We start from the raw sequence: 13,188 nt of genomic DNA on the forward strand, positions 1-13,188 counted from the left end.
ACCGACGATGCCCTTTGGCGGTACCTAGAACTCCGTCAGGAAGGCGGCGGCTTTGCGGTATCGGGTGTGTGCTGCCTCGAAGGCGTCGGTCAGCGTGCGTTCCGGCTGGACGGTCTTCGCGATGGGCGGCGCGGCACAGGTGGTGTCGCCCGTAGCGGCCATCCGACCCAAGCGCGCGGCCCCAAGAGCGGCACCGAAGTCGCCCGCCTCCGGCACGTCGACCGGCAGGTCCAGCGCGGTGGCGATGGCGGACAGCCAGTAGTCCGACCGGCTGCCGCCGCCTACAGCAACAAGGCTGTCGATGCGCGTACCCGTGGCGGCAAGTGCATCCCGGCTGTCGCGCAGGGCGAAGGTGACGCCCTCGATCACGGCGCGGGTGCCTGCGGCGGTGTCGGTGGTATGGTCGAGGCCAAGGAAGCCCGCGCGCGCCGAGGCAGAGTTCAGCGGCGTGCGTTCGCCACCCAGATACGGCAGGAACACGGTCTTTCCGGGGGCTTGCAGCGGGCCGAGGGTGGCGGTCAGGTCCTGCGCGCTTTGACCGACGAGACCCGCATACCAGTTCAGCGAGTCGGTCGCCGACAGGATCACGCCCATCTGGTGCCAGGTGTCGGGGATCGCGTGGCAGAAGGTGTGGACGGCGGTCTCCGGCTTCGGCGTGAAGCCTTCGGTGGCGACGAACAGCACGCCAGAGGTGCCGAGGGACACAAACGCGCGGCCCGGTTCCGTCACGCCCATTCCGATGGCGGATGCGGCGTTGTCGCCCGCGCCGCCAGCGACCGGGGTGTTCTTGGGCAGACCGAAACGCGCGGCCAGATCGTCACGCAGTTGGCCGGAGACGGCAGAGCCTTCGACCAGCCGTCCGGCCGCACCGGCGGACAGTCCGCAACGTGCCAGCAGATCGTCGGACCACTTCCGCGCGCCGACGTCCAGCCACGCGGTGCCTGCGGCGTCGGACATCTCGGCCACGCGCTCTCCGGTCAGCCACAGGCGCAGGTAGTCCTTTGGCAGCAGCACGGCGTCGGTCTTGGCGAAAACCTCCGGCTCGTTCCGGCGCACCCATTCCACCTTGGGGGCAGAAAAGCCGGGGAACACGATATTGCCCGTGATCCGCCGCCAGATCGGGTTCGCGTCCATCTCGGCGGCTTCCGCATGGGCGCGGGTGTCGTTCCACAGCAGGCAGGGGCGCAGGGGGGTGTCATCCGCCCCAAGCATCGTGACGCCGTGCATGTGGCCCGACAGGCCGATGCCTTGCACGCCGGACAGATCGCCTAACTTGGATAGCACGGCCTCTGCCGCCACGATCCACGAGGCCGGGTTCTGCTCTGACCAGCCGTCGTGCGGGCGTTCCACACTCAGCGGGGCCGCCGCTTCGGCCACCACCCGCTCATCGGCGTCGATCAAAAGCCCCTTCAGGGACGACGTTCCAAGGTCCAGTCCCAAAAACATCAGGCGGCCAGATGCGCGGGGGTCTTACCAGCGATGATCATCGCCAACAGATCGTCGGTGCTGACGTCGTCCACATCCACCACGCCGACCAACTCGCCGTTTTTCATCACGGCGGCGCGGTCGCACAGACGCTTCACCTGATGCACATCGTGGTCGATCAGGAAAATGCCAAGCCCCTGCTTCTTCAGCTCTTGGATCAAATCGGCGACCATCTGAGTCTCTTGCGGGCCAAGCGCCGCCGTCGGTTCGTCCATGATCAGGATCTTGGCCTGGAAGTAGACGGCGCGCGCGATGGCAACGGATTGACGCTGACCACCCGACAAGGCCGAGACGGGCGCGTTGAACTTGCGGAAGTTCGGGTTCAGGCGCTGGAAGATCTTGCGGGTCTCAGCCTCCATCGCGCTGTCGTTGACGAAGCCGAAGGGGGTCGTCAGCTCGCGCCCCAGAAACAGATTGGACGCAGCATCGAGGTTATCGGCCAGCGCAAGCGTCTGGTAGATGGTCTCGATGTTGTAGTCGCGGGCGTCGCGGGGATTGTTGATCTCGGCCTTTTCACCGTTGACGAAGACCTCTCCGCTGTCCTGCCGATACGCCCCCGACAGGCACTTGATCAGCGTCGACTTGCCCGCGCCGTTGTGGCCCAGCAGGCCGACGACTTCGCCCGGATAAAGGTCCACGCTGACGTGATCGACAGCCTTGATGCCGCCGAATGCGATGGAGATGTCCTTCAGCTCGACAAGCGGCGTTCCAGAACGGTTCACTTTATCCGACATCAGGCGTCTCCCGTCTTTTTGCGATAGATAATGTCCACAAGGACGGCGAGGACCAGCACTGCGCCCACGACGATGTTCTGGAACGGTGCATCCACGCCGACCATCGCCATGCCCGATTGCAGCGACTGCATGATCAGCGCGCCAAGAATCGCGCCGTAGATCGTGCCGAGGCCACCGGCCAACGCGGTGCCACCGATGACGGCCGCGGCGATGACGCGCAGTTCGTCCAGCGTGCCGATGTCGTTGGAGTGGAACGATAGGCGGGCCGAGGCGACGGTGGCGGCCAGCGCGCACAGCACACCCATCAGCGCGAAGACCTTTACCGTCAGCAGCTTGGTGTTGATGCCCGACAATTCTGCAGCGTCGGGGTTGCCGCCTGTGGCGAAGATATAGCGGCCCAGCCGGGTTTTGCGGGCGATCATGGTCATCGCGATGGCAATGGCGATCAGCAAGAGGACCGAATAGGGGACGCCGTAGCCTTGCGTGTATCCTTCTGGCAGCGTTTGCCCGGCGTCTTCGAACTGACGTTCGAGCACACGCGACGGCACGTCGTATGCGTTCAATGTGCCGACGAAGCCCAAGATGACGATGGCGGCCACGACGGCGATGGCGATCTCTGCCCAGACGGGCTTTACGGGGAAGTCATGTGCGATACGTCCACGTCGGGCGTTCCAGATGGCGAAGCAGGCGAAGGCAACGGCGATCAGGCCGACGATCCAGCTGCCGGTGACCCCCAGCGTTCCGGCGATGCCGCCCAGAAGCTGAAACGCCTCGTCCAGCGGCCCGATGGTCTGTCCGCTCGTCAGGTACCACGCGACGTTGCGCCAGACGAGCAAGCCGCCAAGGGTTACGATAAAGGACGGGATCGCAAGGTAGCCGACCAGGTAGCCCTGAAATCCGCCGATGACCGCGCCTGTGATTAGCCCGACGATGATGGCGAGCGGCGCGATCAGGGGACTTCCAAGGTCGATACTAAGGGCCTGCGGCAGCCAGACTGTCTGGCTCATCGCCATCATCGCCGAGCAGGTCGCGAGGAGGGAGCCGACGCTCAGGTCGATGTGGCGGGTGACGATCACGAAGACCATTCCGGTGGCCATGATGGCGACGGAAACGGTCTGGATCGTCAGGTTGAAGATGTTACGCGGGGTCAGGAAACGCCCATCGGTCAGGATGTTGAACATCACGCAGACCACGATGAAGGCACCGACCATGCCCAGCAGGCGGGTGTCGAGCTCAAGCGTCTGGAAGAAGGTCTTCTTCGGGGCGGTACGGCCCCCGTCGGCGCTGGCATCGGCCATGGCGCGTCTCCCCTATGTCACGGATACAGGCCCCTTCGGCACTAAGGGGCGAAAGTGGCCCGGCGCGCGAGTGATCCGCGCGCCGGGGTTTGGTGTCTTACTCGGCGCAGACGGCGGCGCCGGACGTGTCGCCCTGGCACAGCGCGTCTTTTTCGATCCAGCCTGCATCGACGACCACATCCAGGTTGTCCTGCGTGATCGGCACCGGCTCGAGGAACTGCGCGATCAGCGTCGTTCCGGCGGGAGAGGTCCATTCCTCTGCGCCTTCGATGTCTGACATCGACTCGCCACCGGCGAGCGCCACGGCGATCTCGCCTGCGCGCGCGCCCAGATCACGGCTGTCCTTCCAAACGGAAACGGTCTGGGTGCCCTGCGCCACGCGGTTCAGCGCGGCACCGTCGGCATCCTGACCCGAGACCGGGATGCCGTCCATGCCCTGAGCGGCCAGAGCGGCCACGGCACCACCGGCGGTGCCGTCGTTCGAGGCGACCACGGCGTCGACGTTGTTGTCGTTCTGCGTCAGGATCTGCTCCATGTTGCGCTGGGCGTTCGCGGGCAGCCACTGGTCGGTGTAGGCTTCGCCGACGATGGTGATGTCACCGGCGTCGATCGCCTCTTGCAGCACTTCCTGCTGACCACCGCGCAGGAAGTCGGCGTTGGGATCGGTGGGCGAGCCCTTGATCATCACGTAGTTGCCGGTCGGCTGCGCTTCCAGAACGGCGCGGGCCTGCATGCGGCCGACTTCGACGTTGTCGAAGGTCAGGTAGAAGGCGCGGTCGTCTTCGATCAGGCGGTCATAGGCGATGACCGGAATGCCTTCGTTGGCGGCAGCCTGAACGGCGGGAATGACGGCCTGCGTATCCTGCGCGAGAACGATCAGAACGTCGGCACCTTGGCTGATCAGCGATTCGATGTCCGACAGCTGCTTCGAGGACGACGACTGTGCGTCGGCCGAGATATAGGTCGCGCCGGCTTCTTCCAAAGCGCCCTGGATGGCGGCTTCGTCCGTCTTCCAGCGCTCTTCCTGGAAGTTCGACCAGCTGACGCCGACGGTCGGGCCGTCCTGTGCGAGCAGCGCGGTGGGAACGAGACACGTGGCCGAAAGGGCCGCGGCGAGCAGAGTACGTCTTTGCATGAGTTTCCTCCCTGAAACGATCCGGGTGCATTGGCCGCCCCGGATTGGCGGCAATCTCGCGAGTTTTAGTTTGCCTGTCAAACTTAATATCGGCATGGTCTGTCTGCTGGGTGTATATTCTGGCGAATGCTGCGCCCGCAAAGATTTTATGTTGCGGTGCAGCGCGGCGCTGGGTGAAACTTAGTTTGCGGGGTGAAGGAAATGGACGGGCTCGACACCTCTGCGGCACCGGTGGTTTGCGGACCGCTGTTGGGGGAAAGCCCCGTCGCCGCGCGTCCCCTGAAACTTCAGATATTCGATCAGGTCCGGGCCGCCGGGCCCGTGTCGCGGGCTTTGGTCGCGAAGACGCTTGGTATTTCTCCCGGCACGGTATCGACGCTGACGGCAGAGCTGATCGCCGACGGTCTACTGCGAGAAGAGTTGGTCTCGCGGCTTCCGGGCGATGCGGTCAGGGGGCGCCCGCCCGTTGGTCTGGTCGTCTGCCCGCAGGCCTTCATCGTGGCCGGAATCAAGCTGTCCAGCCGCGAACGCACGGGCATTCTTGTGGATTTCGCCGGCAATCAATTGGCCGAGCGGCGCACACCCGTGGGTGCCCGCAACGGCGACCCGCTGCACCAGATCGACGCGATCGGCGACATGATCGACGCCATGCTGGCCGAGATCGGACGCACCCGCCGCGACCTTGGCGCCGTCGGGTTGGGTCTGCCGGGCTTCGTGCATCACCACACCGGACAGGTGCATTGGTCGCCCCTGCTGGACGGCCCGCAGATCGACCTTGCCAGTCTGGCGACAGACCGGCTGGGCGTTGCCGTCACCATCGACAACGACGCGAACCTCGTGGCGCTGGCGGAGTCTTGGTTCGGCAAGGGGCGGCGCACGGCGGATTTCGCCGTGGTCACGCTGGAAGAGGGCGTGGGCGTCGGCACCGTTCTGGGGCATCGCCTGTTCCGCGGAGCGAATGGGCTGGGGCCGGAGTTGGGGCACATCAAGGTGCAGCTGGATGGTGCGCTGTGCCGCTGCGGGCAACGTGGCTGTCTGGAAGCGTACCTTGCCGACTATGCCTTGGCACGAGAGGCGTCGGCGGCGTTGCGTCTGGACGGTGAGGGCACAGCGTTCCCCGAACTGATCGAAGAGATGCAGAAGGCCGCAGGGCAGGGCAACTCGGCAGCACGGTCCGTCTTCGCGCGCGCCTCTCGCTATCTGGCGGCGGGGCTGGCTACCGTGGTCAACCTGTTCGACCCATCCTTGCTGATCCTGTCGGGCGGGCGCGTGCGCTACGATTGGCTGGACGCGGACGCGCTGTCGGACCAGATGCGCGGCTTCGTCATCGACACGGGCCGCGATCTGCCCCCGATCATCGTGCACGAATGGGGCGACTTGCTATGGGCGCGCGGCGCCGCAGCACTCGCCTTGGCCTATGTGACCGACGCGCGGCTCGGCGTACCGTCAGAGGCAGTGGCATGAGAGTTGCGTTTTTGTATCTGCTGCCCGGGATCGCGCTGGCCGATCCGGCGTTCGAATTTCAACCGGACGCATTTCCGGTCGAGCATGTCTATTCCGGCGATTGGGAGCACTTCGTCGGCGGTGGCGTTGCGGTGTTCGACTGCAACGGCGACACCCGCCCCGACATCGCGGTCGCGGGCGGAACCGAGCCTGCGCGATTGTTCGTGAACGCGACCGAGGGTGCGGCGATCCGTTTCGACGAAGGCGATCTGCCAGAGCTAACGCGCACGACCGGCGTTTACCCTCTGGACATCGACGGCGACGGCGCGCTCGATCTGGCGGTGCTGCGGGTTGGTGCCAACCGCCTTCTGCGCGGGGATGGGGCCTGTGGTTTCACCGACGCCAGCGCCGACTGGGGCTTTGACGGTGGCGATGGCTGGACGACCGCCTTCACCGCGACGTGGGAAGCGGGGCAAAGCCGCCCGACGCTGATCTTCGGAAACTACGTGGATCGCGAAAATCCGGAAGGGCCGTTTGGAGCCTGCGATGATCACGCGCTCTATCGCGGCGACGGCTACGGCACGCCTGTTGTTCTGTCGCCGGGCTACTGCGCGCTGTCGATGTTGGTGTCGGACTGGCAGCGCAGCGGAACACCGGAGCTGCGCATCTCGAACGACCGGCACTACTACATGCGCGGCGGCTACGAAGAGATGTGGCGGTTGAACCCGCTTGCCCCCCGAACAGAGGCGGACGGTTGGGAGAAGGTGTCGTTGTGGGGCATGGGTATCGCCAGCGCCGACATCACTGGCGATGGGCTGCCCGAGGTGATGCTGACCTCGATGGGCGACCAGCTTTTGCAATTCAACGATGGGGCTGCATGGCGCAACGCGCCCTTTGGCGTGGGTGTCGCGGCGCAACGGCCCTACGCGGGTGACGATGGCCGCCCGTCCACTGGCTGGCACGCCGAGTTCGCGGATGTGGATAACGACGGGGCGCTGGATCTGTTCATCGCCAAGGGCAACGTCGACCAGATGCCCAGCAATGCCATGCGCGATCCGAACAACCTGTTGATGCAGAAGGCGGACGGGACCTTCGTTGAAGCGGGTGGCGCGGCGGGCGTCGGTGACGATGCGCGCTCTCGCGGCGCGGCGCTGGCGGATTTCGACGGCGACGGGCGGCTCGATCTGGTGGTGGCGGCTCGCCGTGCGCCATTGAAGCTATGGCGAAATATCGGCGACGCAGAGGGCTGGCTGATGGTGGAGCCTGCGCAGAACGGCCCGAACACCCGCGCCGTGGGTGCTTGGATCGAAGTGCGGATCGGTGACGCCGTGCAAGCGCGCGAGATCACCGTGGGCGGCGGGCACGCTGGAGGTCAGGCGGGGCCAGTGCATTTCGGGCTGGGCGATGCAGAGGCGGCGCAGGTTCGTGTGATCTGGCCAGACGGTGCTGTCGGCGAATGGCAGCGGGTTGCGGCGGGGGAGATCCACCGTCCGACGCGCTAGCGATCGACCGGCAAACCCGAGGGAACGCTATTCGGCACACCCAGCTTTCCTGCGATGGCAGAGGTGTCTTCGAGTGATCCAAGAAATGCCATGAGCGCATCGAAATCGGAGTCCGACAAGGGCATCGGTGTCACCGTCACAGCAGCGAGGATCGCCTCGCGCTCAGCCGGCTCGTCCCACACCGCAAAGTCGGGGGCGGCCCTAGGCAGATCGGGAAGCGTGACAGACACCAGTTCAGACCCCGGTTCGGCATGATCTCGCAGGAACGCGCGCAGATCATCATGCGCGCCCGCGTGCCCCCACGGCCCCGTTCGCGTAACGTTGCGCAGCATGGGCGTACGGAAGGCGTACGCATCCTCGGACCGGCCCGTGACCCTCATTCGACCGTCGTCGCGCTGATGGCTCTCGAACCGCGCAGCCTTACCCGGCCCGATCTGCGGCGTGCCCATAGCGTGGAACTGCTGGTCCGACAGCAGGGGGCCGGAGTGGCAGTCGCCACAGCCCGCCACGCCGAAGAACAGCTCCATCCCGTCCTTCGCCGCGCCGGACAGTGACTCGTCCCCGCGAAGGTGGCGGTCATAGGCCGTATCGGTCGCGCGCCATTCGGTATCGACGAAGGCAGCGATGGCGTTCGAGATATCGGTAAAGGCGATGCTGTCGCGCATGGGATAGGCATCTGCGAAGCGCGCGCGATATTCGGGGATCGCGGCCACGCGTTGCGAGATGATATCCCATGCGCCACCGTCGCCGGTCAGCCGCCCTTGCCGAACGGCCAAGGATACGTCGTTTTCCTGATAATGCCCCGCCATCTCGTCCGGCGACAGGACCGGGAACATCGTCTGCGCCGATAGCAGGCTGTCGAACCCCGCCAGCATGTCCGAGTCCAGCGGCGTGCGCAGACCGTTTGGCTGGCTGTCGTCCACCTCGATCCGGCCATCGTGGAACATGACGGTCACATCGCGGTGGCCGATGTTGAACAGCGCGGGCGCGTTTCGGGGAATGCGCTGTTCGGGCAGGTTGTCGGGATCGGCTTTGCGGTCGGGCCCCAGACCGATGCCACCATCGCCCAGCCCCAGCGCAAGCCCGTCCCCCGTGGCGAAGCGCGGGTGGTGACAGGTGGCGCAACTGACAGTGCGATTGCCCGACAGGATCGGATCGTAGAACAACAACTGTCCCAGCTCGACCGCGGCGGGATCATGCGTGGCGAAGCCAGCGGGGTCCAGCGGCATGGGTTCGGCCAGCGCGGGTCCGGAAATTGCAAGGAGAAGGATCAGCGGTTTCATGGTGGCGAAAGGTGCAACCCCACCGCAAATTGGGCAAGCGTCTTATCGCGGCGAGGGCACGGCTTACCTGAGAAAGTGGTGCCCGGGGGCAGAATCGAACTGCCGACACGAGGATTTTCAATCCACTGCTCTACCCCTGAGCTACCCAGGCACGGGGACGGGGCGATTGGCCTCGTCAGGGTGCGCGTGTCTTAGACCCCGCTTGCGCGACAGTCCAGAGGATGCGGGCCAAAAAATCAGGAGGATTCGTCGCGCGGGGGCAAGGTATCCTCTTCCCACTCTTCTGTCTCTTCCACGGGGACCGCGTAGGCGCCGTTCAGCCACTTGGCGAGGTCCACGTCAGCGCAGCGTTTCGAGCAGAAAGGGCGGTATTTCGGATCGGGCGGGCGTTTGCAGATCGGGCAGGGCATGTCAGGTCTTCAGGATCTTTGTCAGGGGAAGGCGCTCGCGTTTTCTTTGCAACTCGAAGTGACCCAAAGGGGTCCAGCCTGCCAGCACTGTATCGATCGCATCGGCGCGGAAGGCGGCCTTCAGCACCTGCTCGATCACGCGACGTTCCTTGCGGGGGGCGGGGGCCATGTCGACGGTGATCTGCCCACCTAGACCCCGGCACCGCAGCGCGGCGGGCAGGGCACGGGCGGCGGCGATATCGGCTTTGAGGCCAGCGGCCAAAGAGGTGTCGGTCCCGGTGTTCACATCGACGGCGACCAGCGCGCGCGTCGGCTCGACGCTCATCCAGTGGCCCCCGCCCAGATCGACGCGGGGGTCGGACAGGGCGTCGATCATGTCGTCCACGCCGTGCTCGGCGAAGTTGCCCGGCTCTGTAAACAGAGCGTCGGGCACGTCCCAGTCGCGCCAGGCCAGCGTGTGGGGGTCAGGACCGTCTACCAGCAGTTCGGGATCGCGGCCTGTGTCGCGAAGCACGGTTTCGGCAAGTTCGAGCATGGCGGCGATATCTTCCGCCACCTCGTCGGAGGGCGCGTCGCCTGCGCCGGAGCGTAGGATCAAGCCGGTCTCGCCCGGCTCGCCTGCAATGTCATGCGCCAGCGCCAGAAGCGCCTCGCGTGCGTCGTCATCCTTGATGCGGCGCGAAACGTTGTAGCCGGGCTTGCCGGGGGTGACGATGACATGGCGGGATTTGAACAGCGGTTCGGCGCTGACGGGGATGGCCTTGCCGGGCTCGGCATAGCCGGTGACCTGCACATTCAGCGCGTAGCCCTGTTGCAGCCCCTTTGCGCCGCGCAGGAAGCCGGTGCCGCCGGGTAGCTTCACCATCGCGCCGCCCTGGCCTTTCATCGTGCGATCCACGACGGCGCGGTAGATGGCGCCGGGGGCGGGGCTGTCGTCATCGGGGGCGATCAGCAGGTCGTCCAACCGACCGTCCACAATGCGCGCAGCGGCAAGCCGGCCCGCGTATTCGTCCAGATGGATCGTCGTGCCCTTCATGCCCAGACCTTTATGCCAGCGGCTTGCAGTAATCCGGCTGTTTCGGCCACCGGCAGGCCCATGATCGCGGAATACGATCCTTCGATCCACGGAATGAACGCCCCGGCAGGCCCCTGGATTGCGTAGCCGCCCGCCTTGCCTTGCCAATCGCCGGTGGCGATGTAGCCCGCGATTTCATCGTCAGAGAGCGTCTTCATCTTTACGGTGCTGACGACGTTTCGCTCCCAAAGGCGATCCGAGTTGCGGACCGAGACGGCTGTGATGACCTTGTGACGCCGACCGGCCAGCTTGCGCAGGAATGCGGCGGCTTCTTCGGCATCGTCCGGTTTGCCGAGGATGCGACGGCCAAGTGCGACGGTTGTATCGGCGCAAAGGATCACCTCGCCTTCACCGACGGTGCTGGCCTGCGCCTTCTCGCGCGCCATGCGGATGCAATAGGGGCGGGGGAGTTCGGCTTTTGCGGGCGTCTCGTCGATGTCGGGCGCGCGGATGGCGTGGGGCGTCAGGCCCAGTTGCGCCAAGAGTTCAAGACGGCGCGGGGAGCCGGAAGCGAGGATGAGGTGGGGTTGGGTCATTTGGGCACCTTGGCACCCAGATGGTCGTATGGGTGCCGCACGGGTTTCGCTGCGCGAATCCCTCTCGCGCACTGCGCACGGCGTCGCCGTGCGCTACTTAAATCTATAATTGATCCGACCTTTGGTCAGGTCGTAGGGGGTCATCTCGACCTGCACCTTGTCGCCTGCAAGAACACGGATGCGGTTCTTGCGCATCTTCCCTGCCGTATGCGCGATGATCTCATGGCCGTTTTCCAGCTCGACCCTGAACGTCGCATTCGGCAAGAGTTCTTTCACGACGCCTGGGAATTCGAGCAGTTCTTCCTTGGCCATGGTCACTCCTGGTTGCGTGCCACCCCCTATGGGCTGGCTTGGATGGCGCGTAGATGGGGCGAAACGGCCCGGATATCAAGGCAGATCGGGCAGAGTGCGTTATTGAGCGTCGGTCATCGCGACGATCAGCGTGAACAGACGCCGCGCTGTCTCGTCGTCCAGCGTGACCCTATCGGCCAGACGCGCCCGCAACTGGCGGGCCCCTTCGCCGTGGATATCGCGACGGGCGGTGTCAATCTCTTCGATGCGGGCGGGGGGCAGGCTGCGCACCGCGTCCACGTAGCTTTCGCACAGGCTGCGGTAATCGCGCGCGGTCTGCGCCAGATCACCAAGGGCCAGCGTGAAATCACCCTGCGCACCGCTTTCGGCGTGCCAGCGGAAGTGAATACGCGTGCCTTCCGCCGCCAGACGCAGCCGGTAGGGGCCGGGCGCGGTGCCCAGCAGGTCGAACTGGTTGCGTTCCGCAAGGTCAAAGACCGCCACGCGGCGCTCTTGTTCCATGATTCCATTGGGATCGAAGGACCCCGATTCGTCGATTTCTATGTCGCTAAGGTAACTCATGTGCGTGTCATCCGTTTTCTCGGACAACCTCCCTTACCGCGAAAGATATGTGGATCGCGACGAATGTCGATAGGTCCATATGTCCTAATTCAACGCATCCAGACGGGCGCGCACGCTTAGGCCATGCGCTTCAAGGCTTTCCGAACGCGCCAGCGTTTCGGCATCCTCGCCCACGGCTTTCAGCGATTGCGGAGTCATGCGCGCCATCGTGGTTCGTTTCATGAAGTCCATGACCGACAGACCGGACGAGAATCGGGCAGAGCGCGCCGTGGGCAGCACGTGATTCGGGCCGCCGATGTAGTCGCCGATGGCTTCCGGCGTCCATTTGCCCAAGAACATCGCGCCGGCGTGGCGGATGTTTGCGGCCAGCGGTTCCGGGTCGTCGACGCAAAGCTCCAGGTGCTCGGGCGCGATTTGATCGGCAAGGGCGGCGGCTTCGCCAAGGTCGCGCACGGTGATGATGGCGCCGTTGTCCGCCCAACTTGGCGCGGCGATCTCGCGGCGTTCCAGCGTTTGAAGGCGCGCATCGACGGCGTCTGCGACGGCTTGACCGAAGGCGCCATCAGTGGTGATCAGGATCGACTGCGCGCTGGCGTCGTGCTCGGCTTGGCTAAGAAGGTCCAGCGCGATCCAGTCGGGGTCGTTGTCGGCGTCGGCGATCACAAGGATCTCGGACGGTCCGGCGATCATGTCGATGCCCACGCGCCCGAAGACGCGGCGCTTGGCGGCGGCGACATAGGCGTTGCCGGGGCCGGTGATCTTGTCCACCGGGTGGATCGTGTTGGTGCCATAGGCCAAGGCAGCCACGGCCTGCGCGCCGCCGATGCGGTAGACGGTTTCAACGCCAGAGATTCGCGCGGCCAGCAGCACCAGCGGGTTCGCGATACCGTCCGGCGTGGGCGCGGTCACGACCAGCCGCTTGACGCCAGCCACCTGCGCCGGGATCGCGTTCATCAACAGCGACGAAGGGTAGGACGCCTGCCCGCCCGGCACGTAAAGCCCGGCGGCATCCACGGCCGTCCAGCGCCAGCCCAGCGTCGCGCCTGTCTCATCTTCCCACGACTCGTCCTTGGGCAACTGCCGCTCGTGGTAGGCGCGGATGCGCGCGGCGGCATGCTCCAGCGCGGCTCGTTCCGCATCGGGAACGCGGGCGATGTGCTCGTCGATGTCGTCTTCGGTGAACGCCAGCGTATCGGGCGTCAGCTGCAGACGGTCATGCGTTGCGGTCAGCTCGCAGACGGCGGCATCGCCGCGTGCGCGCACATCGGCGATGATGGCCGCAACGGTATCGTCCACATCCACGCTGTCCTCACGCTTAAGCGTCAGCAGCTTGGCGAAGCGGGTCTCGAAGTCGGCATCTGTCGTAGCGATGAACTGAGGCATTGGACGTCCTTTCAGCCGTTCGCTTAGTCGG

General features: G+C 65.3%; 13 protein-coding genes and 1 tRNA gene. 2 read left to right on the plus strand and 12 right to left on the minus strand.

Translation table 11 applies throughout. The features are described from left to right. Window positions 1-24 precede the first annotated feature (24 nt). From xylB to xylF, 4 genes are all read right to left on the minus strand, one after another. On the minus strand, window positions 25-1,446 hold the full coding sequence (xylB, locus tag FIU81_RS03200; RefSeq protein ID WP_124111501.1) for a xylulokinase: 1,422 nt from the start codon (window positions 1,444-1,446) through the stop codon (window positions 25-27). Beyond that, complete coding sequence (locus FIU81_RS03205) at window positions 1,446-2,219, minus strand: ATP-binding cassette domain-containing protein (RefSeq protein ID WP_124111502.1); 774 nt, start codon at window positions 2,217-2,219, stop codon at window positions 1,446-1,448. The genes xylB and FIU81_RS03205 overlap by 1 nt, the downstream gene beginning before the upstream one ends. After that, complete coding sequence (locus FIU81_RS03210; RefSeq protein ID WP_124111503.1) at window positions 2,219-3,517, minus strand: sugar ABC transporter permease; 1,299 nt, start codon at window positions 3,515-3,517, stop codon at window positions 2,219-2,221. Before FIU81_RS03210 ends, FIU81_RS03205 begins: the two co-directional genes overlap by 1 nt. A 97-nt stretch (window positions 3,518-3,614) precedes the next feature. Further along, entirely contained in the window at window positions 3,615-4,652 is a 1,038-nt protein-coding gene (gene xylF / locus FIU81_RS03215; protein WP_124111504.1) for a D-xylose ABC transporter substrate-binding protein, read from the minus strand. A gap of 201 nt (window positions 4,653-4,853) precedes the next feature. On the opposite strand from xylF, the gene FIU81_RS03220 reads away from it, so the two are divergent. Beyond that, entirely contained in the window at window positions 4,854-6,116 is a 1,263-nt protein-coding gene (locus FIU81_RS03220; RefSeq protein ID WP_124111505.1) for an ROK family transcriptional regulator, read from the plus strand. Then, window positions 6,113-7,597 carry a CRTAC1 family protein gene (locus tag FIU81_RS03225; RefSeq protein ID WP_124111506.1) on the plus strand — a complete coding sequence of 495 codons (1,485 nt, stop codon included), beginning with the start codon at window positions 6,113-6,115 and terminating at the stop codon, window positions 7,595-7,597. The genes FIU81_RS03220 and FIU81_RS03225 overlap by 4 nt, the downstream gene beginning before the upstream one ends. Here FIU81_RS03225 and FIU81_RS03230 read toward each other — a convergent pair. The 8 genes from FIU81_RS03230 to hisD form a co-directional block, all read right to left on the minus strand. Then, entirely contained in the window at window positions 7,594-8,880 is a 1,287-nt protein-coding gene (locus FIU81_RS03230; RefSeq protein ID WP_124111507.1) for a cytochrome-c peroxidase, read from the minus strand. The two genes, FIU81_RS03225 and FIU81_RS03230, sit on opposite strands and share 4 nt — an antisense overlap. A 76-nt stretch (window positions 8,881-8,956) precedes the next feature. Then, window positions 8,957-9,031 (minus strand) — tRNA-Phe (locus FIU81_RS03235). An 85-nt stretch (window positions 9,032-9,116) separates the two neighbouring features. After that, window positions 9,117-9,290 (minus strand): DNA gyrase inhibitor YacG, encoded by a 174-nt coding sequence (locus FIU81_RS03240; protein ID WP_124111508.1) that lies wholly within the window; start codon window positions 9,288-9,290, stop codon window positions 9,117-9,119. A 1-nt stretch (window position 9,291) separates the two neighbouring features. After that, on the minus strand, window positions 9,292-10,326 hold the full coding sequence (locus tag FIU81_RS03245; protein WP_124111509.1) for a ribonuclease E/G: 1,035 nt from the start codon (window positions 10,324-10,326) through the stop codon (window positions 9,292-9,294). After that, complete coding sequence (locus FIU81_RS03250) at window positions 10,323-10,901, minus strand: Maf family protein (protein WP_124111510.1); 579 nt, start codon at window positions 10,899-10,901, stop codon at window positions 10,323-10,325. Before FIU81_RS03250 ends, FIU81_RS03245 begins: the two co-directional genes overlap by 4 nt. A 93-nt stretch (window positions 10,902-10,994) precedes the next feature. Continuing rightward, complete coding sequence (gene infA, locus FIU81_RS03255; protein ID WP_007205486.1) at window positions 10,995-11,213, minus strand: translation initiation factor IF-1; 219 nt, start codon at window positions 11,211-11,213, stop codon at window positions 10,995-10,997. A 99-nt stretch (window positions 11,214-11,312) separates the two neighbouring features. Continuing rightward, on the minus strand, window positions 11,313-11,774 hold the full coding sequence (locus tag FIU81_RS03260; RefSeq protein WP_124111511.1) for a UPF0262 family protein: 462 nt from the start codon (window positions 11,772-11,774) through the stop codon (window positions 11,313-11,315). A gap of 84 nt (window positions 11,775-11,858) precedes the next feature. After that, the gene (gene hisD / locus FIU81_RS03265; RefSeq protein ID WP_124111512.1) at window positions 11,859-13,157 is read right to left on the minus strand and encodes a histidinol dehydrogenase; all 1,299 of its coding nucleotides are present in this window, start codon (window positions 13,155-13,157) and stop codon (window positions 11,859-11,861) included. Window positions 13,158-13,188 lie beyond the last annotated feature (31 nt).

The sequence above is a fragment of the Palleronia sp. THAF1 genome (assembly GCF_009363795.1).
Lineage (GTDB): Bacteria > Pseudomonadota > Alphaproteobacteria > Rhodobacterales > Rhodobacteraceae > Palleronia.

Excerpts from the sequence above, each read along its gene's own strand:
- xylB (WP_124111501.1), bottom strand. The coding sequence starts at position 1,446 with ATGTTTTTGGGACTGGACCTTGGAACGTCGTCCCTGAAGGGGCTTTTG.
- FIU81_RS03205 (WP_124111502.1), bottom strand. The coding sequence starts at position 2,219 with ATGTCGGATAAAGTGAACCGTTCTGGAACGCCGCTTGTCGAGCTGAAG.
- FIU81_RS03210 (WP_124111503.1), bottom strand. The coding sequence starts at position 3,517 with ATGGCCGATGCCAGCGCCGACGGGGGCCGTACCGCCCCGAAGAAGACC.
- xylF (WP_124111504.1), bottom strand. The coding sequence starts at position 4,652 with ATGCAAAGACGTACTCTGCTCGCCGCGGCCCTTTCGGCCACGTGTCTC.
- FIU81_RS03220 (WP_124111505.1), top strand. The coding sequence starts at position 4,854 with ATGGACGGGCTCGACACCTCTGCGGCACCGGTGGTTTGCGGACCGCTG.
- FIU81_RS03225 (WP_124111506.1), top strand. The coding sequence starts at position 6,113 with ATGAGAGTTGCGTTTTTGTATCTGCTGCCCGGGATCGCGCTGGCCGAT.
- FIU81_RS03230 (WP_124111507.1), bottom strand. The coding sequence starts at position 8,880 with ATGAAACCGCTGATCCTTCTCCTTGCAATTTCCGGACCCGCGCTGGCC.
- FIU81_RS03240 (WP_124111508.1), bottom strand. The coding sequence starts at position 9,290 with ATGCCCTGCCCGATCTGCAAACGCCCGCCCGATCCGAAATACCGCCCT.
- FIU81_RS03245 (WP_124111509.1), bottom strand. The coding sequence starts at position 10,326 with ATGAAGGGCACGACGATCCATCTGGACGAATACGCGGGCCGGCTTGCC.
- FIU81_RS03250 (WP_124111510.1), bottom strand. The coding sequence starts at position 10,901 with ATGACCCAACCCCACCTCATCCTCGCTTCCGGCTCCCCGCGCCGTCTT.
- infA (WP_007205486.1), bottom strand. The coding sequence starts at position 11,213 with ATGGCCAAGGAAGAACTGCTCGAATTCCCAGGCGTCGTGAAAGAACTC.
- FIU81_RS03260 (WP_124111511.1), bottom strand. The coding sequence starts at position 11,774 with ATGAGTTACCTTAGCGACATAGAAATCGACGAATCGGGGTCCTTCGAT.
- hisD (WP_124111512.1), bottom strand. The coding sequence starts at position 13,157 with ATGCCTCAGTTCATCGCTACGACAGATGCCGACTTCGAGACCCGCTTC.